The sequence below is a fragment of the Aromatoleum buckelii genome, from assembly GCF_012910785.2.
In the GTDB taxonomy this organism is placed as follows: domain Bacteria; phylum Pseudomonadota; class Gammaproteobacteria; order Burkholderiales; family Rhodocyclaceae; genus Aromatoleum; species Aromatoleum buckelii.
Map to the genome: position 1 here is coordinate 826,548 of NZ_WTVH02000009.1, position 19,319 is coordinate 845,866.

General features: G+C 64.6%; 11 protein-coding genes and 2 tRNA genes. 6 read left to right on the forward strand and 7 right to left on the reverse strand.

All coding sequences use genetic code 11. From position 1 onward, the window contains the following. The first annotated feature begins 393 nt into the window (after positions 1-393). The gene (locus GO608_RS10035) at positions 394-567 is read left to right on the forward strand and encodes a hypothetical protein (protein WP_247002994.1); all 174 of its coding nucleotides are present in this window, start codon (positions 394-396) and stop codon (positions 565-567) included. Positions 568-669: 102 nt separating this feature from the next. Continuing rightward, the gene (locus tag GO608_RS10040) at positions 670-3,090 is read left to right on the forward strand and encodes a Lon protease family protein (RefSeq protein ID WP_169199515.1); all 2,421 of its coding nucleotides are present in this window, start codon (positions 670-672) and stop codon (positions 3,088-3,090) included. Between the two features lie 478 nt (positions 3,091-3,568). On the opposite strand, the gene GO608_RS10045 is transcribed toward GO608_RS10040, so the two are convergent. The 4 genes from GO608_RS10045 to GO608_RS10060 all read right to left on the reverse strand — a co-directional run bounded on the left by GO608_RS10045 (position 3,569) and on the right by GO608_RS10060 (position 10,071). Beyond that, the gene (locus tag GO608_RS10045) at positions 3,569-8,386 is read right to left on the reverse strand and encodes a DUF3320 domain-containing protein (protein WP_169199514.1); all 4,818 of its coding nucleotides are present in this window, start codon (positions 8,384-8,386) and stop codon (positions 3,569-3,571) included. A gap of 228 nt (positions 8,387-8,614) precedes the next feature. Then, positions 8,615-8,690: transfer RNA gene (locus tag GO608_RS10050), tRNA-Asn, on the reverse strand. 39 nt (positions 8,691-8,729) lie between these two features. Further along, positions 8,730-8,805: transfer RNA gene (locus GO608_RS10055), tRNA-Asn, on the reverse strand. A gap of 60 nt (positions 8,806-8,865) precedes the next feature. Continuing rightward, positions 8,866-10,071 carry an amino acid aminotransferase gene (locus GO608_RS10060; protein ID WP_169199513.1) on the reverse strand — a complete coding sequence of 402 codons (1,206 nt, stop codon included), beginning with the start codon at positions 10,069-10,071 and terminating at the stop codon, positions 8,866-8,868. Between the two features lie 171 nt (positions 10,072-10,242). On the opposite strand from GO608_RS10060, the gene uvrB reads away from it, so the two are divergent. Together uvrB and GO608_RS10070 are read left to right on the forward strand one after the other, a co-directional pair. Then, positions 10,243-12,300 (forward strand): excinuclease ABC subunit UvrB, encoded by a 2,058-nt coding sequence (uvrB, locus tag GO608_RS10065; RefSeq protein ID WP_169199512.1) that lies wholly within the window; start codon positions 10,243-10,245, stop codon positions 12,298-12,300. 11 nt (positions 12,301-12,311) lie between these two features. Next, positions 12,312-12,779 (forward strand): low molecular weight protein-tyrosine-phosphatase, encoded by a 468-nt coding sequence (locus tag GO608_RS10070; protein ID WP_169199511.1) that lies wholly within the window; start codon positions 12,312-12,314, stop codon positions 12,777-12,779. A 109-nt stretch (positions 12,780-12,888) separates the two neighbouring features. On the opposite strand, the gene GO608_RS10075 is transcribed toward GO608_RS10070, so the two are convergent. After that, positions 12,889-15,912 (reverse strand): Rne/Rng family ribonuclease, encoded by a 3,024-nt coding sequence (locus GO608_RS10075; protein ID WP_169199510.1) that lies wholly within the window; start codon positions 15,910-15,912, stop codon positions 12,889-12,891. A 381-nt stretch (positions 15,913-16,293) separates the two neighbouring features. On the opposite strand from GO608_RS10075, the gene GO608_RS10080 reads away from it, so the two are divergent. Next, on the forward strand, positions 16,294-17,253 hold the full coding sequence (locus tag GO608_RS10080) for an RluA family pseudouridine synthase (RefSeq protein ID WP_169199509.1): 960 nt from the start codon (positions 16,294-16,296) through the stop codon (positions 17,251-17,253). Continuing rightward, the gene (locus GO608_RS10085) at positions 17,246-17,902 is read left to right on the forward strand and encodes an HAD-IA family hydrolase (protein WP_169199508.1); all 657 of its coding nucleotides are present in this window, start codon (positions 17,246-17,248) and stop codon (positions 17,900-17,902) included. Before GO608_RS10080 ends, GO608_RS10085 begins: the two co-directional genes overlap by 8 nt. Positions 17,903-17,952: 50 nt before the next feature. Here the strand turns inward: GO608_RS10085 and GO608_RS10090 are convergent, their stop codons facing one another. Continuing rightward, a complete protein-coding gene (locus tag GO608_RS10090; RefSeq protein WP_169199507.1) occupies positions 17,953-18,672 on the reverse strand; it encodes an SAM-dependent methyltransferase in 720 nt (239 codons plus the stop codon). Next, positions 18,669-19,244 (reverse strand): Maf family protein, encoded by a 576-nt coding sequence (locus GO608_RS10095; protein ID WP_169199506.1) that lies wholly within the window; start codon positions 19,242-19,244, stop codon positions 18,669-18,671. Before GO608_RS10095 ends, GO608_RS10090 begins: the two co-directional genes overlap by 4 nt. Positions 19,245-19,319 lie beyond the last annotated feature (75 nt).

Here is a 19,319-nt window from a genome sequence, read left to right on the forward strand (position 1 = left end):
GGCAGTTCGCTGAGAGCTTTTGGCGATTATCGGACGCCGAGCCTCCGGATTCCTTGCCCTGGAGCAAGCAGCCAGGATGGCAGCCGTCGGCTTTTCCATTATCGGCAGCATCGACAAGCCGCGCAAGCCGCGCCGGTTCAGCCTCTCCATTCATCGTGTTCCTTCCGGTGTGCCTACTGTGTCACGACAGGCTGCCGGTCCCGGTGGTTCGCAACCGGCGGCTCGGATATAAAAGCGAATTCTGGATTTCAACGGCCATACGAGGCCGGGCGGAGTGTTCCGATGCGGAGAAGAGTTACCGAAACATCTACCGATGAGCTTTACGAGCGGTTTCCCCATCTGCGGAAGATCGACCTGCTTTGGGGAAGCCCGGAGTGCCGGAAGTTCCTTTTCATGCTGATGACCGACACGCGCGGCGGCACCCGGCAGGGTTTTCCGCGCGAACACGGCGCGACGATCATGGCGCTGCTTCTCGAGCACGACCGGTGTTTTCCGCAGTTCGAGCACGTCGTCAGCCCCCACGACCAGCGCTGGGGAAATGACATGCGACGCAAGGAGTGGCGTTGATCGGCGCCTTGCCGTTGAGGCGGATTGGAGGGGATCATGACGGGAGCTTCGGGCAGGTCGGCCGGAGCTCCCGTTTCATTTCGGCATCTGGAGAACGACGATATGGCCGATTTCGAGCCTCTGCCTGCGGAACGGTTGCGCGTGGTCTGTGCCCCGGACGTTTTCGAATTCGATTCGACGGCCGGTCTCCCCGATCTGCCCGGAGGGCTCGGGCAGGCGCGGGCCGAGGACGCGTTGCGCTTCGGTCTTGCGATGCGCCAGCCCGGCTACCATGTTTTCGTCCTCGGTGAATCGGGCACCGGTCGCCATGTCGCGGTGCAGCGGCTGCTGCGCGAACTCGCGGACCAGGGCGAGGTGCCGCCGGACCTGTGTTATCTGCATAATTTCGACGATCCGCTGCGCCCGCGGCTGCTGACGTTGCCGGCAGGGCGAGGGGCGATGCTGCGTGCCGACATGCAGGCATTCATCCGCGAATTGCGGCCGGCGATCGACGCCGCGCTCGACAGCGACACTTACAGCAGCCGTACTGAATCCTTGCAGGAAGCGCACAAGTCGCGCGAGGAGGCGGCGCTGCGTGAGCTAGGGCAGGCGTGCGCGGCGGATGGGATTTCGCTGCTCAGAACGCCCAAAGGCTTCGTCTTTGCCCCCATCCGCGATGGCGGGACGATGTCGCCTGAAGACTTCGAGGCGTTGCCGCAGCCCGAGCGGGAGGCGATCGAGGCCAAGGTCGGCGCATGGAGCGAGCGGCTCACCGATCTGCTCGAGCAATTTCCCGGCTGGCGCAAGGAACTGCACGAGGCCATGAAGCGGGCCGCGCGCGACGCGCTGGCACCGGCCGTGTCGCATCTGACACGAGGCTTGCGCGAGCGCTACGTGGACCTGGAGCAGGTGGAGAGTTTCCTTTCCGCGATCACCGCCGAATTGCTCGACAGCGGCGAGGAGTGGGCTGGCGCCGAAGACGAGGAAGACGTTTCCGAGGACGAAGCGCGGACGCGATTTCACCGTTACCAGATCAACCTCCTCGTCGATCACTCGGCAACGCGCGGAGCGCCCGTCGTGTACGAGGACAATCCGGGCTTCGTCAACCTCATCGGCCGCATCGAGCACATCGCGCAGATGGGCACGCTCGTGACGCATTTCAACCTGATCCGTGCCGGGGCGCTACACCGGGCCTGCGGCGGCTACCTGGTCATCGATGTCGATCGCTTGCTCGGGCAACCTTTTGCATGGGATGGACTCAAGCGGGTGCTGCGGGGGCGCGACATCCGCATCGAGCCTCCGGCCGAGGCGCAGGGCTGGACCAGCATCGTGACCCTCGAGCCGGAGCCCGTGCCGTGCGACATCAAGGTCGTGCTGATCGGCGATCGCGAGCTGTTCTTCCTGCTCACCGAGCACGATCCCGATTTCCCCGAGCTCTTCAAGGTCGGCGCCGATTTCGATGACGACCTGCCGCGGACGGCCGAAAATGTCGTGCGTTACGCCCATCTTCTGGCGACGCTCGCACGCTCGGCGGGCCTGCTGCCGCTCGACCGCAGCGGCATCGCCGCCATGGTCGAACATGGCGCCCGTGTTGCTGAAGACGGCGGACGGTTGACGCTGCAGACGCGCCTGCTAGCCGATGTGATGCGTGAGGCCGACTACCATGCACGCAGCGCGAAGCTGACGATCATCGGGCGTGCGCAGGTCGATCTCGCCGTGGCTTCGCGCGCGCGGCGTTATGCGCGCTACTCCGAGCGAGTGCTGGAAGCGATGGTCGAGGGGACGACGCTGATTTCGACGTCGGGCGAGCGCTGCGGCCAGATCAACGGCTTGGTGATCGTCGACATGGCGGGAGAGCGCTTCGGTCACCCGGTGCGGATCACCGCGACGGCGCGGCTCGGTGAAGGCGACGTCATCGATATCGAACGCGAAATCGAGCTCGGCGGGGCGATCCACTCCAAAGGCGTGCTGATTCTCTCGGCTTTCCTGGCATCCCGCTATGCCCGCCATCAGCCGCTGTCGTTGTCGGCGAGTCTCGTGTTCGAGCAGTCGTACGTGCCGGTCGAAGGTGATTCTGCATCGCTCGCGGAGCTGTGCGCGCTGCTGTCCGCGCTCGCGCAGCTGCCGATCCGCCAGTCGTTCGGCGTTACCGGATCGGTCAATCAGCTCGGCGAGGTTCAGGTGATCGGCGGCGTGAACGAAAAGATCGAAGGGTTTTTCGACCTCTGCGCGATACGCGGGCTGACTGGGGAGCAGGGCGTCGTGATCCCGTCGGCGAGCGTGCGTCACCTGATGCTGCGCAACGATGTCGTCGAAGCGGCGCGGAACGGACGATTTCACATCTACAGCGTCGCAACGGTCGATGAGGCGATGACCGTGCTGACGGGGCTGGCCGCAGGGACTCCCGATGCGAAGGGCGTCCTGCCGAAGGACAGCATCAACCAGCGCGTCGCGTCGGCGCTCGCCGTGATGACCGCCGCGCAGCATGCGTTTGCCGAAGGGCCGAGGCGCATGCACCGCCACCGCAGGCGGAGCGATCATTGAGGCACGGCCCCTCCGTTGGCGAGGCAAGGCAGGATCTGAATTTGCTTCACGTAGTGTCTCTGCCCATCCTGGAGCCTACGATGATCTCGAGTGCCATTGAATTGTCCAGGCAGGAACGGGTTCCCCATCGGTGGCATGTCCTCAAGGTGTTGCGGGCGATGCGATCGGGACATCCGTTCATACGACTTCTCGACGTATCGTGTCTGATGCACCTTGAAGGTGTTCCGCTGGCGGTGCATTTCTTCACATACCTGGAGCGCAACGGCTACATCGCTCCCCGCGCGAGGGTAGGTCTGCTCGCCCACTATTACACACTCACTTCCGATGGGATCACGTTGTACGAGGAAGGGGAGCGCTGGTGGGGTTCGTTGGGGTGGCAGCAAAAGCTCTGGGTTATCTGGCGGGGGTAGATCTTGCGCAATCGCTCCGGTTTGCGTGGTCCTCGACGATCGACTCAGTTTCTCCGGCAGGCTCGATTTCAGGCCACGGCGTAGCGATCCGCGACGAGCCGAAGGCGGCCGGTGGTGAGGAGCGTATCGAGCCGTTCCCCCAGGACGCCGGCAATGTTGGCCGAGGCGCGCCCGAAGCCCAGGAGATCGAGGGCGCTGGTGATCGCTGCGTCCCGATCCATCGAGAAACCGGCCTGGATCGCCTGCAGCAGTGCGGCGTCCAGCTCCTCTCGTGAGACCCATTCGATCCTGCGCTCGGCCGGCGCAAAGGCGCTACGACTTCGTGCCTGGACCTCGCCACGGGGTTCGGTATCGAGGAATCCGTCCGCATGGTTGAACAGCCTGGCGCGCACGCCGTGTTCGACTGCTCTCGTGACCGCCTGCGTGATGCGACTGCCGGCACGACTCACGCCGAAGGCCTCCATGAGGCGCCGGGTTACCTCGGCTTCATGGACGGGGGCTTCGATCGCCACGACGTTCTGTATGAAATCCGCCAGTTGCGGGAGGCCGACCTCGTGGATCGCCTCCGCGCCTTTCCAGCGCGGCAGAACGGTTTTGCGGTAAGTCGCGACGCCAGGCAAAGTCGTCTCCGCGTCCGGCTGCGCACGCTCTATGAGCGGCGCCTTCACGGGCTTGACGGCCGGTTGAACAGGGCGGGCCGCCTTGCGCAGTGCGCACGCCGCCTCGATCGCGGCGGTCGCGCGGTCGAGTTCACGCCCCGGGTCACGAAACCAGTCGGTGCTCCAGATCCGGTGGAAGGTCCAGCCGAGGCCTTCCAGAACGCCTTGGCGCAGGCGGTCCCGGTCGCGTGCCGAACGTGAACTATGATAGGCCGCCCCGTCGCATTCGATCGCCAAAACGTACCGACCCGGCAGCTCCGGGTCCTTGACCGCCATGTCGATCAAATATCCGGCCGTGCCCACCTGGGGTTCGATCCGGTAGCCGCGCGCCTGCAGCGCGGTCATGACTTCGAGCTCGAAGGGTGAGTCGGGCGCGCGGCCGGTTTCCCGTGGGATGTCCAGCACGCGGGTCTCGGCGTACTTGAGGAAGTGCTTGAGGGCCCGCACGCCGTGACTGGCAGTCTCGTCGATGTCGAGTTCCTCGCCGCGGAAGTTGCTGAACACCGTCATGCCCATCTTCGCGCGGCTGATGAGTACGTTCAGGCGCCGCTCGCCGCCCTCGCGGTTCAGCGGACCGAACTCTTTCGCGATACGTCCGGACTCGTTGCGCCCGTACCCGATGCTGATGAAAATGCGGTCGCGCTCATCGCCCTGGACGTTTTCCAGGTTCTTGACGAAGAAGGGCTCGGTCGGATGGGCGTCAGTGAAGAACCGCTCAGGCTCGGGCGATTTGCGGCGCAACAACTCCAGCTCCACTTGGATCAGGTCGCGCTGCGCGACGCTGAACGCTACGACGCCCAGCGACAGGCCCGGGTGCGTCGTCGCATGCTCCATCACTGCCTGGGCGACCGCGCGGGCTTCGTCGCGGTTGGTCCGCGTGCGCCCGCGGTCGTACAGGGCATGCGGAAGACAAACCATCTCCAGGCCCGTCGCCAATGCGTTCATGCCCGACGAGGGGAAAATGGTGAGCCTGCGCTCGTAGAACTCGACATTGGATACGGCGATCAGCGATTCATGGCGACTGCGGTAATGCCAGCTGAGGTAGCGCTCCTGGGCGCCACGGGCGCGAAAAAGCGACAGCACGCTCTCGATGTCGGCGGTCACGTTGTCCTCTTCGTCGAATTCGACGTCCCGTCCGAAGAAATCGGTGGGCGGCATCTGGCGCGTGTCGCCGACGACGATCGCCTGGCGGCCCCGCAGCAGCGCGCCGAACGCATCGACCGCCTTCACCTGCGAGGCTTCGTCGAAGATGACGACGTCGAACTCGACTTTGCCGGGCGGCAGGAAGCTGGCGATGGACATCGGGCTCATCATGAAGACCGGCTTGATCGCCTGCACCGCGCGGCCCGCCTGCTCCATGAGCTGGCGGATCGGCATCAGGCGGCGCTTCTTGTTGGCCTCGTTGCGCACGATGGCCATCTCTCCCGGATCGGAAAGACGGGGCTGGGTCTCCCATATCCGCTTCGCGAGGCCGGCCTGCGCGTGGCCCAGCGACAGCTGGTCGAGGTGGCGGAAGCGGTTGATGAGGTGCGCCTGCTTGACCCGGTCGAACCGGGCGAGCGCAGGCGAGGCGCCGTAGGCCTGGGCGACGAGGCCCGCATACCAGCTGTAGTCGAACGCGTGAACGAGGTCGTCCGCGTCGCGCTCCCAGTCCGCTGCCGCCTGTGCCACCTCGGGCAATCCGAGCGCGATGAGCTCGTCGTGAAGGGCGTTGAAGCGGATCGTCTCGTAGATCGTCGGCACCGCTTCGAGCCATGTCGCAAGCTGCTCGCGCAGCTCGACAAAAGGGGAGTCGAGGAGCGTGGAGGCCGGTCGGTTCCGGGCGAAACCCAGAAGGTCGACGATCGTCGTCACCCGCGTCCGCAAGGCGGTGGCAGCGGCGTCGATCACGGCGATCGAAGTGCCCAAACTGTCGGCATTGGAGTGGCCGGCGAGGAAGTCGACGATGCCGGCAGGCAGAAGCCCTTTGCCGATGTCGCCGTGGAGTGCGACGATCCATTCGCTCGCCCGCCCGAAGGCTTCCCAGTCGGAACGTTCGCCCATCCATTGGGTGCCGAAAACCGTTTCACCGAGCGCGAGATGCTGGTCGTAAGTGCGCTTGCTCAGCTGGTAGCCGAGGATGCCGTCCACCAGCGTGAGGGCCGACGCGTTGTCCTTGGGCAGCGACTTTTTGCACAGGCCCTGAACGCGGGCGCGGGCACGTCGATAGGCGCCCGAGAAAACACGCCACCACTTTTCGCCCAGCTGCGCGAGGTGCTGGCGCTCGGTCAGCAGGTCCTGTTCCCATGCCTGTTCGATCAGCATCCCGTCGTGCGCGGCGCGCGTCGAAGCCATCAGGCGGCCGGCCGCGACGAGCGCCCGGATGGACTCTGGCGCCGCCTTCCACGCTGCGCTATCCAGCCGCATGCCGCTGAGCGAAGGCGCTTCGGTCGCGCGCCGGGCTGTGCGACAGACCACGTCGACATCCTGGAGCGTCGCCGGACGTTCGAGGCCGAAGCGGGCAGCCAGCTGCCCCGCCGACTCCAGCAGGCGCGCCAGCACCGTGATGGCGTGCCGCAACTCCTCCGTGACCTGCGCCTGCTGCACGGGCGAGAACGTCGTGCACGCGGTCCCGTGGAACGTATTGAGCGACGGCGGCCCGTTTTCCCGCACGTGACGGGCCAGCTCCGCGACCTTCTCGCGAGCGCGGAGCTGGTCTCGGTGGGACCACGCCTTCATCGGCTCGAAGGACCACACCGGCAAGCTCTCATGCTTGCGCCCAATGCGCAAATAATGGCCGAGCGCGGTGATGAAGGGGATTGCGCTCGCGCCGATGGCCGTATTGACTGCCTCGCAGTACGCGTTCAGCTCGTCGCGGACTTCCTTGAGTGCCGCCAGGTCGTCCGTGCCGTCGGCAGCCAGCGGGCGACCTTGCTGCAAGGTGCGTTCGAGCTCCCGAATCACTGATTGCTTGGTCGCCTTGTGGCTGTGCAGTTCGAGAACCGCGTCGCCCAGATGACACTCGTCGAGGCGGCGCTTGACGACCTCGAGCGCCGCCATCTTCTCGGCGACGAAAAGCACTTTTTTGCCGCCCGCCAACAGCTCCGCGACGATGTTCGTGATGGTCTGGGATTTTCCCGTGCCCGGCGGTCCCTGGATCACCAGGTTGCGGCCTTCCCGCGCCTCGAGGATCGCCATCGTCTGGCTGCTGTCGGCGTCACGCACGAAGCGCACTTCGCCCGGCTCGATGATCGTGTCGAGACGGGTGTCCTCGGCGACGAAAGGGGTTTCGTTCGAAAAGCCTTCGCCGAGCAGGCGCCCGAGAATCGGATGTTCGCTCGGCCGCTTGTCCTCGGGCCAGACTGTCTCGTCGAGGTCGTTGAACATCAGGAATTTGCCGAACGAGAAAAAACCGAGGTGGATCTCGTCGCGTACCACTTTCCAGCGCGGCTGCTTCGACACGCACGCGGAAACGGCTTCGTAGAAAGCTTCGGTGCCCGGCATCTCGGACGCATCGGCGTTCGCATCAGCCAGGTACTGCGGCAGATCGAGCGCAAAGTCCGTCTTGAGCTTCGCAGCAAGCGACAGGTTCTGAACGAGGTCGTCGTCGCTGTAGCGCAGCCGGAAGATATCCCGGGTGCCCGTGCGGGACAGCTCGACGGGCACGAGCAGCAGCGGCGCCTTGCGAAGTTTGTCGGAGGATTCAGCCTCGTACCAATGCAGGAAGCCCAGCGCAAGAAAAAGGATGTTTACCCCTTGCTCCTCAATGAAGGTCTGCGCTTCGGTGTGAATTTTCAGCAGGCTGAGAAATAGCCGTTCCTCGGAAAGAGACGTCTGCAGCTTGGTATCCGTATGCTGCGCTGCGATACTGCCGCCGGCGACGTCCTCATTCGCCCAATCGACGCCGTCGAGTTCTGCGACGAGGGCCATCGTCGCCGCGTCCGGGGCCGCCGCCTCGACTTCCCCGCGCTCTTCACCCGACTCCGCGGCCGGGTCCTGAACGGAGTCTGTCCTGACGATGCTGTTCCCGGTGTCTTTCCCGCCCTTCGTTTTTTTCTCGGGTGCGGGCACGAACGTCATGGCCTTGTTCTGCCGGTACAGGAGCTGAAGGATCTGCTCCGAGCGCTCACCGACGATCGCCAAGCTCCTGGGGCCGCTGCGAAAGTTGACCATCGTGTTGCGCAGCCCTATGTCGAGGAGGTCCTTTCGACTGCTGGCAAGCTTCCTTTTAATCTCTGCGTGCGACATTTCACGTTACCTATTCAACGTCAGCGCGGGCACAGGATACCGGACCCATAAAGCCGATCAATGGTAAGCGAATACCCTCTGTCTCCGAGGTCCGCCGCCCGAGTCCGGATGACCCCGAAGCCATCAATCTGGCGAAGCCGCGACAGCACATCAACGCTATTCGGCCGGAAACGGGCCGCGGAAAAGAAAAAGGCCAACCGGTGAAGGCTGGCCTTGTCCTGCTTTTCCTGGCTCCCCGACCTGGGCTCGAACCAGGGACACACGGATTAACAGTCCGTTGCTCTACCGACTGAGCTATCGGGGATCGGTAAGGTGTCCGGCGAAAATCGCCAGACCGAATTTTTGGCTCCCCGACCTGGGCTCGAACCAGGGACACACGGATTAACAGTCCGTTGCTCTACCGACTGAGCTATCGGGGAATTGAGCCGCGCAGTATAGATATCCGGCGCGGACCCGTCAATATTTGACCAGGAGGATTTTTACGCCTTCGCGACGGACGCGATCGCCTTCGCGACGTAGCCGATATTGCGCGAGTTCAGCGCCGCGAGGCAGATCCGTCCCGTCGACACCGCATAGATGCCGAACTCGTTCTTCAGCTGCTCGACCTGAGCGGCGGACAGGCCGGTGTAGGAGAACATGCCGCGCTGCTCGATGACGAACGAGAAATCCTGGGCGACGCCGGCGCCTTTCAGGCTCTCGACCAAGCCAACGCGCATCGCGCGGATACGATCGCGCATGCCGGCGAGCTCGTCTTCCCACATCTGACGCAGTTCGGGGGCGTTGAGCACTGCAGCGACGACTGCGCCGCCGTGGGTGGGCGGGTTCGAGTAATTCGTGCGGATGACGCGCTTGACCTGCGACAGCACGCGACCGGCTTCGCCCTTGTCCGCGGTGACGATCGACAGCGCGCCGACGCGCTCGCCGTACAGCGAGAACGACTTCGAGAACGAACTGGAGACGAAGAACTGCAGGCCGCTGGCGGAGAACAGGCGCACGGCGACCGCGTCCGGTTCGATGCCGTCGGCGAAACCCTGGTACGCCATGTCGAGGAAGGGCACGAGGCCGCGCGCGCGGCAGGCCTCGACCACTTCGCCCCACTGCGCTTCAGTGAGGTCCGCGCCGGTCGGATTATGGCAGCACGCGTGCAGCACGACGACGGAGCCGGCAGCCAGTTCGCCGAGCTTCGCTTTCATGCCGGCGAAGTTCACGCCGCGCGTCGCGGGATCGTAGTACGGGTACGTGTCGACGGCGAAACCGGCGGACTCGAAGATCGCACGATGGTTTTCCCAGCTCGGGTCGGAGATGTAGACGGTTGCGGCCGGATTCAGCCGCTTCAGGTAGTCGCCGCCGACTTTCAGCGCCCCGGTGCCGCCGAGCGCCTGGATCGTCACGACCTGGCCGTTGGCGATCAGCGCGGAATCCTTGCCGAACAAGAGGTTCTGCACCGCGTTGTTGTAAGCCGGAGCGCCTTCGATCGGCTGGTAGCCGCGCGGCGGCATTGCCTCGAGGCGCGCCTTTTCGGCAGCCTTCACTGCGGCCAGCAGGGGAATCTTGCCGTTGTCGTCGTAATAGACGCCGACGCCGAGGTTGACCTTGTCCGTGCGGGTATCAGCGTTGAAGGCCTCGTTCAGGCCGAGGATCGGGTCACGGGACGCCATCTCGACGGCGGCGAAGATCGAAGGCATACACAACTCCAGGTTGGGCGGGCGCGCGGTCCGGCCCGAAGCCTCGTCTCGAGTCCGGGTCCAGGCTGCCGTGCTTTGAGCCGCGTTTTGGGAAATAATAGGCCTCTTGCCGTGGCCACTCCGTCCTGGACGGCAACCCGGCAAGCGCCTGAAACAGCCGGAAATTTTAGCATGACGAGTTCGACCGACAGCGTTCCGGTGATCACTTTCGCGGACAGCCCGTACCGCCTTCACCAGCCATTCCCGCCCGCCGGCGACCAGCCTGCGGCGATCGAGCTGCTCACCGAGGGCATCGGCGACGGACTGATGTACCAGACCCTGCTCGGCGTGACCGGCTCGGGCAAGACGTACACGATGGCGAACGTCATCGCCCGTTGCGGCAGGCCGGCGCTCGTGCTCGCGCCGAACAAGACGCTGGCCGCGCAGCTCTACGCGGAATTCCGCGAGTTCTTCCCCGAAAACGCCGTCGAGTATTTCGTCTCGTACTACGACTATTACCAGCCCGAAGCCTACGTGCCGTCGCGCGATCTGTTCATCGAGAAGGATTCGAGCATCAACGAGCACATCGAGCAGATGCGCCTGTCGGCGACGAAGAGCCTGATGGAGCGGCGCGACGTCGTCATCGTCGCGACCGTGTCGTGCATCTACGGCATCGGCGACCCGGTCGACTACCACGCGATGATCCTGCACCTGCGCGAAGGCGAGCGCATCGCGCATCGCGACCTCGTGCAGCGTCTCGTCGCGATGCAGTACACGCGGTCGGACATCGATTTTCGCCGCGGCACTTTTCGCGTGCGCGGCGACGTCATCGACGTTTTTCCGGCCGAGAACGCCGAACTTGCGGTGCGCATCGAGCTGTTCGACGACGAAGTCGAGCACCTGACGCTGTTCGATCCGCTCACCGGGCACCTGAAGCAGAAGCTCGTGCGCTTCACGGTGTATCCGTCCAGCCACTACGTCACGCCGCGCGCGACGGTGCTGAAGGCGATCGAGGCGATCAAGGACGAACTGCGGGACCGGTCGGCGTATTTCCAGACATCGGGCAAGCTCGTCGAGGCGCAGCGCATCGAGCAGCGCACCCGCTTCGACCTCGAAATGCTCAACGAGATGGGATTCTGCAAGGGCATCGAGAACTACTCGCGCCACCTCTCGGGACGTGGGCCGGGTGAGCCGCCGCCGACGCTGATCGACTATCTGCCGTCGGATGCGCTGCTGTTCGTCGACGAGTCGCATGTGTCGATTCCGCAAGTCGGCGGCATGTACAAGGGGGATCGTTCGCGCAAGGAAAACCTCGTCGGCTACGGTTTCCGGCTGCCGTCCGCGCTCGATAACCGACCGCTCAAATTCGAGGAATTCGAGCGCCTGATGCCGCAGACGATTTTCGTCTCGGCAACGCCCTCGACCTATGAAGCCGAACACCAGGGGCAGGTGGTCGAGCAGGTCGTGCGTCCGACCGGGCTGATCGACCCGGCGATCGAGGTCCGGCCGGCGACCACGCAGGTCGACGACCTGCTGTCCGAAGCGAAGCGGCGCATCGCAGCGGGCGAGCGGGTGCTGGTCACGACGCTGACCAAGCGCATGGCGGAGGATCTGACCGACTATCTCGCCGAGAACGGGATCCGCGTCCGCTACCTGCACTCCGACATCGACACGGTCGAGCGCGTCGAGATCATCCGCGATCTGCGCCTCGGAAAATTCGACGTGCTTGTCGGTATCAATCTGCTGCGCGAGGGGCTGGACATCCCCGAAGTGTCGCTGGTCGCGATCCTCGACGCCGACAAGGAAGGCTTTCTGCGCTCGGAGCGCTCGCTGATCCAGACGATCGGGCGGGCCGCGCGACACATCAACGGCCGTGCCATTCTCTACGCAGACGTGGTGACCCGGTCGATGCGCGCGGCAATCGACGAGACCGAACGACGGCGGACCAAGCAGATCGCGTTCAACGAGACAAACGGCATCGTGCCGAAGACAGTGAGCAAGCGGATCAAGGACATCATCGACGGTGTCTATGGAGGTGACGAGGCGCGCGAAGGGCGAAGCGTGGCCGAACCGCCACCCGAGTACTTTTCGATGAACGAGAAGACCGTGGCAAAATTGATCCGCAAGCTGGAAAAGGAAATGCAGGAGCACGCCCGCAACCTGGAATTCGAGAAAGCGGCTGCCGCACGCGATGAGCTGTTCCGCCTGCGACAGCGGACGTTCGGCGCCGACCAGCACGGCACCCCATGAAGGAGGAAAGATTGACGAAAGTCCTGTTCGTCTGCACGGGCAACATCTGCCGGTCGCCGACTGCCGAAGGCATTACCCGTCACCGGATCGAAGCGGCCGGACTGTCCGCGACGATCATGGTCGACTCCGCCGGAACCTATGGCGGCCACATCGGGGAGCTTCCCGATCCACGCGCCCGGAAAGCCGCAGAAAAGCGTGGCTACGATCTTTCCACGCTGCGGGCGCGAAAACTGGAGATGGCCGATTTCCAGAATTTCGACCTGCTTCTGGCAATGGACGCGGGCCATCTGGAGACCATGCGCAACCTCTGCCCGGAAGTTTATCGGCCGAAACTGCAGCTGTTCATGAACTACGCCCGCAAGCACCCGCTGAGCGAGGTGCCCGATCCTTACTTTGGGGGCGAGAACGGTTTCGAGGCGGTGCTGGATTACTGCGAGGATGCCGTCGAAGGTCTGCTCGAGGAGATAGTCGGGCGCTGAGGTGAACAAGAGTTCGCCTGCCGCTTCCGGCATTGCGGGCTTCCGGGGCTGCAGCGCGAAAAAATGGGGCCGTCCGCGAGGACGGCCCCATTTGCGCCAAACGCAAGGCTTATTTGGAGTGGGTTTCGACCTGCTGCAGCGGTTCGTTGACGATGACCGGTGCCGGACGCGGCCGGCGTCCCAGCGGCCGGGCAGGCGTCTCGTCCGCCGTACTTGCCAGCTCCTGCACCTTGTCGCGGCTGGTCTCGATCATCACCAGGCCGCTTTCGGCCAGATTCACGCCGAGGTCGATCGGAGCGGAGGGCCCCCGGGACTCGGCCGCCCTGACTTCGGCTTCGGTTACGGCGACTTCAGTTTCCGGCGCGATGACCTCTTGCGCGGGGGCCGCAGTGGACGCCTGCTCGGTTTCAGCTTCGGCCAATTCCTCGCCCACGGGTGCCTGTGCCGGTTCGGCACCTGCAGGGGCGACGGGCTCCATCAGAGCGGCCTGCAACGATTCGCGCGCGCGCTCGGCAGCTTCGATCGCCGCTTCCGGTGCAACTTTCGCTTCGAGTGCCGGTTCAATTGCAGCTTCTCTTACGGCTACAGGTTCCGCGGCAGTTTCGAACTTCACCGGCGCCAACGCTGCTTCGCTTTCCGCAGGTGTTTCAACCTCGATGCCGGTTGCCGGATGCAAAGAAACAGGCAACGGTGCGGCTTCGGCTGTGACAGCGATGGGTTCCGGTGAGGTGACGGCGACAGGCAGCGGGGCGGCAGCTTCCGCGGCAACGCCGGGCAGTTCGGCGGCGGCCTCGTCAACCGGTTCGGCACTGACGATTGGAGTCGTTTCCGGTGCGGTTTCGATGCTCGGCACAGTTGTTTCGGCCAAGGTTTCCGCGGTTTCGTCCCCCGATGCGGCAACTTCCGTCTGCTGTTCGGTCCCGCGCCGGTCACGGCGGCCGCGGCTGCGGCGACGGCGCTTCTCGGCAGTGCCGTCTTCGGCTGTGGGAACGATGGCGGCAGGCTCCGTCTGTGCAGTCGGGGCGGCGGCGATTGCGACAGTGCTGACCGGCAATTCCACGACGTTGTCTACTACAGCGCCGGCCTCACCCTGTTTCGGCTGAGTGCGCGGACCACGGCCCTGGCGCGTACGGCCGCCGTTGTCACGCTCCGGACGGGCGGGCCTGTCGCCGCGCTCGACGACGGTGTCGGATCGTTCTGTACGCTCGGGCCGTTCGGGCCGCTCCGCACGTTCGCTTCGCATCGGCCCTCTTGCAGCCTGGGCGGCCGATATCGACTCGTCACGCTCACCCCGTTCGGTGCGTTGCTGGCCATCGCGACGGTTGCGATTGTTGCCGCGGCGAGTGTCGCTGCGCTCGGCCCGCGGGCGGGGCTCCTGCTTCGGGGCAACTTCCGGAGCCAGCTGCGGCGTCACGACAGGCTTCTCGCTGCGCAGCCAGCCGAACAGCCGCTGGAACAGTCCAGGCTTCGCGACCGGGGCGGGCGCCGCCAGCGGCTCGGGTTTCGGTTCGACGATCGGGGCAGGCTGGGCCGGCGAGATTCCCTTCACCACGGCTTCCGCGCGCGGCGGCTTGTTGTCGTCCTTCGACGGCAGCCGCAGATCGATTTCCGCAGGTTTGCCGACCATCTGGTAGCTCGCCAGCGCGACTTCTTCCTGGTTCAGCTGGTCATGGCGCAGGCGAGTGATTTCGTGGTGCGGCGTCTCCAGGTGGCGGTTCGGGATGATGATCATCTGGATCTTGTGGCGCACCTCGATATGCGCGATGTCCACGCGCTTCTCGTTGAGCAGGAAAGTCGCGACGTCGACCGGAACCTGCAGATGCACGGCGCCGGTGTTTTCCTTCATCGCTTCCTCTTCGAGGATGCGCAGGATGTGCAGCGCCGACGATTCGGTGCTGCGGATGTGGCCCGTGCCGTTGCAACGCGGGCACGGGATGTAGCTGGTTTCGGCGAGCGCCGGGCGCAGGCGCTGACGCGACAGTTCGAGCAGGCCGAAGCGGCTGATCTTGCCGGTCTGGACGCGCGCGCGATCGTGCCGCAGCGCGTCCCGCAGCAGGCCTTCGACTTCGCGCTGGTTCTTTTGCGACTCCATGTCGATGAAGTCGATGACGATCAGGCCGCCCAGGTCGCGCAAGCGCAGCTGGCGCGCGATTTCCTCGGCCGCTTCGAGGTTGGTGCGGAACGCGGTTTCCTCGATGTCCGCACCTTTGGTCGAGCGACCGGAGTTGACGTCGATCGACACCAGCGCCTCGGTGTGGTCGATGACGACCGCTCCACCGCTCGGCAGGGTAACCTGGCGCGAGTACGCGGATTCGATCTGGTGCTCGATCTGGAAGCGCGAGAACAGCGGCACGTCGTCGCTGTAGCGCTTGACGCGGTTGACGTTCGCCGGCATCACGTGTGACATGAACTGCCGCGCCTGTTCGTACACGTCGTCGGTGTCGATCAGGATTTCGCCGATCTCGGGCTGGAAATAATCCCGGATCGCACGGATCACGAGGCTGCCTTCCTGGTAGATCAGGAAAGCGCCGGACTGCGACTGTGCTGCGCCATCGATCGCCCGCCACAGTTGCAGCAGGTAGTTCAGGTCCCACTGCAGCTCTTCAGCGTTGCGCCCGATCGCGGCGGTGCGCGCGATCAGGCTCATGCCCGAAGGAATCTCGAGCTGATCCATGACGTCACGCAGCTCGGTGCGCTCGTCACCCTCGACACGGCGCGACACGCCGCCGCCGCGCGGGTTGTTGGGCATCAGGACAAGGTAACGGCCCGCGAGCGAGATATAGGTCGTGAGCGCAGCACCCTTGTTGCCCCGTTCGTCCTTTTCGACCTGGACGATGAGTTCCTGACCTTCCTTCAGCGCGTCCTGGATGCGGACCTTGCCGGCATCGGTGCCAGTGGCGAAATAGGTGCGGGAAATTTCCTTGAACGGCAGAAAACCGTGCCGCTCGCCGCCGTAATCGACGAATGCGGCTTCAAGACTCGGTTCGATGCGGGTGATGACGGCCTTGTAGATGTTGCTCTTGCGTTGTTCCTTGGCGGCCGATTCGATATCGAGGTCGATCAGTTTCTGACCGTCCACGATCGCAACGCGCAATTCCTCGGCCTGCGTCGCGTTGAAAAGCATGCGCTTCATTTATGTCGTTCCCCCGCGCGGAACCCACGGGCAGGACGAACGGCGCGCACCATCGCGCTTACTACGAGATCAGGAGCGGGTAGTGATGCCTACTTTTTTCTGGTCGGTAATGGGCAGTGATGGGTCGGCTGGTCGAATTCTCGCGTGTTCCCGCCGAAGGCCGGAACCCTTGATCCTGCGTGTGCGTTACGCGTCTAGATTCAATCAAATGGATTGAAGTTTGTCGATTGCGTTACCATCAATGCCTTTTTTGGCAGCGCTGGCACGTTTTGGTTGCCCGGGAGCTCGCATTCGGGCTCGTTGTCGTCCGTCCGCATCCGCTTTCGTGCGCGAGGGACTTCGACTGCAACCGGGGCCAACCGGGGCCAAGTATATTTCAGGATGATGGGACAAGGCAAAGCGATTGCGGTACGGCGCGAGCGGGTGGACGAGGCAGCGGCCGGCCAGCGTATTGACAACTACCTGTTGCGGATCTGCAAAGGCGTGCCGAAGAGCCACGTCTATCGCATCCTGCGCAGCGGCGAGGTCAGGGTGAACGGCGGACGGGTCGCCCCGATGTACCGTCTTGCGGAGAACGACGAAATCCGTATTCCCCCGATCCGGCTGGCCGAGAAGACGACAAGCGGGCCCGCTCCGGCCGGAGAACCGCTGCCGGTGGTCTTCGAGGATGAAGCGCTGCTGGTAGTGGATAAACCGTCGGGCAAAGCGGTGCATGGCGGCAGCGGCGTGAGCTTCGGCGTCATTGAACAGCTGCGCAGCCAACGGCCCGATGCGCGGCTGCTCGAACTCGCGCATCGCATCGACCGCGAAACCTCCGGTTTGCTGATGATCGCGAAGAAACGCTCGGCGCTGACCGCGCTGCACGACATGATGCGCGAGGGGCGCGTCGAAAAGCGTTACCTGACGCTGGTCGCCGGCCGCTGGGCGAACCCGCTGCAGCACGTCAAGGAACCGCTGTTCAAGTACCTCACCGCCGAAGGCGAACGGCGCGTGAGGGTGAGCGGCGACGGAAAGGCCTCGCACAGCATCGTCAGGCTGGTGCGGCGGTGGTCGCGGTTCAGCCTCCTCGAAGTCGAACTCAAGACCGGACGCACGCACCAGATCCGGGTCCACCTCGCACATCTGGGTTTTCCGCTGTGCGGCGACGACAAGTACGGGGATTTCGCGCTGAACAAATCCCTCGAGGCCGAAGGCCTGAAGCGGATGTTCCTGCACGCGGCGCGGCTGTCCTTCGCCCACCCGCTGACAGGCGAAGCGATCACGCTGACAGCCGATCTGCCCGCCGAATTGCAGTCCTTCCTCGCCCACCTCGACGCCACGGAGCCGCGCAAGCATGGCTGACCGCTACGACCTCATCGTTTTCGACTGGGATGGCACGCTGATGGATTCGGCTGCGGCGATCGTCGCGGCAATCCTGGCGGCGTCGCGTGACCTGAACCTGTCCGAGCCGTCGGAAGAGCGCGCGCGCCACGTGATCGGCCTCGGCCTGTCGGAGGCATTGCGCCATGCGGTACCCGACCTGGCCGAAAGCAACTACCCGCTGATGGTCGAACGTTATCGCTTTCATTCCCTGTCACGCGACCACGAGCTGACGCTTTTCCCCGGCGCCGCCGCGATGATTGCGCAGCTTGCAGCGATGGGACGGAGCCTCGCGGTGGCGACCGGAAAGAGTCGGCTCGGGCTCGGGCGGGCGCTGAAGCAGACCGGCCTGGGGCCGTATTTCCACACCACGCGTTGCGCCGACGAATGTTTTTCGAAGCCTCATCCGGCAATGCTCGAAGAGATCATGGACGAGCTCGGAATTGCGAAGCATCGCACGCTGATGGTGGGCGACACCACGTACGACCTGCAGATGGCGAGGAATGCCGGCGTCGAATCCCTCGCGGTGGCGTTCGGCGCCCATCCGCGCGCGGCGCTAGAGGCGGAGGCACCTGTCGACGTCCTTGCGACTCCGGCAGACTTGGCAGCATGGCTGCGGGACAATGCCTGATCTGCTGATCTATGCGTGGGGCGAGTTGCTCGAAGGCGGCGACGGGGGGATCAGCGCGCCAGAATGAGGAACAGCGCAGGGCGTCGCGCGAGATCCGGCTTCGGGGCGCGCTGCCATTCAGCGATGGTGCGCGTGCGGATCCATTCGTCGTCGGTCGTCAGGTTGCGCGCGATACAGAGGCGCGAAGTCGTGTGGCAGACTGCGAGCAGCGCTTCATGGAGCCGTTCGTTGCGGTAGGGCGTCTCGATGAAGATGTGCGTGCGCTTGAGCCGGCGTGACTCTTCTTCGAGTTGGCGGATGCTCCGGTCGCGTTCGGCTTCGGCCACTGGGAGATAGCCGTTGAACGCGAAGCTCTGGCCGTTGAGCCCCGAGGCCATCAGCGCGAGCAGGATCGACGAAGGTCCGACCAGCGGCCGGACCGGGATCTCGAGCGCATGCGCGCGGGCCACGAGCCGCGCTCCCGGATCGGCAACGGCCGGGCAACCGGCTTCGGACATCAGGCCGATGTGTTCCCCGGCAAGCGCCGGCTGGAGCAGCGCGTCGAGCTCGGCGTCGCTGTCCCGCTCGGGCAGGACGCGGATGTCGAGCTCGCGCAATGGCGCCGGATGTTCGAGGCGCTTGAGTTCGGCTCTGGCGGTCTTGGCGTTTTCGACGACGAAGTGACGGATGCCTGTCGCGATGCGCTGCGCTTCGGCCGGCAGGAAGCGCGTCCAAGACGTGTCGCCGAGGCTCACCGGCACCAGGAACAACGTTCCCGATGGCGGCTTCATGGCAGCTGAAGGCCTTCGGCCCGCAGCATGCGCGACAGCGCGATCAGCGGCAGGCCGATCAGCGCGGTCGGATCGTCGCCGGACAGCGAGTCGAGCAGCGTGATTCCCAGCGCTTCGGACTTCGCGCTGCCGGCGCAGTCGAGCGGACGTTCCTTGTCGACATAACGAACGATCTCGTCGTCCGACAGCTCGCGAAACTTCACCCGCGTCGGTACGTTCTCGCAGCGGACCTGCCCGCTGCGTGCGTTGACCAAGGCCACCGCAGTATGGAATATCACCGTCGCCCCGCGCATGCGTTGCAGCTGTCCGATCGCGGCCGCGACCGTTCCGGGTTTGCCGAAGATTTCGCCGTCCAGGTCAGCGACCTGGTCACTGCCGATGACTAAGGCATCCGGATCGCGCGCCGCGACTGCGCGCGCTTTCTCCACTGCGAGGCGGTTCGCGGTATCCCGCGGCATCTCGTTCGGCAAGGGCGTTTCATCGACGTCCGGGCGGGCCGTCTCGAACGGTAGCTGGAGGCGCTCGAGCAGCTGACGCCGGTACGCGGAGGTCGAAGCGAGGACGAGTTTCATCGGTATCGGGCGTGTCGCGGGAGAGATATTGATTTCAGTCAGTTGCCCGGCGGGATGCCGGCGATCGAATATCGT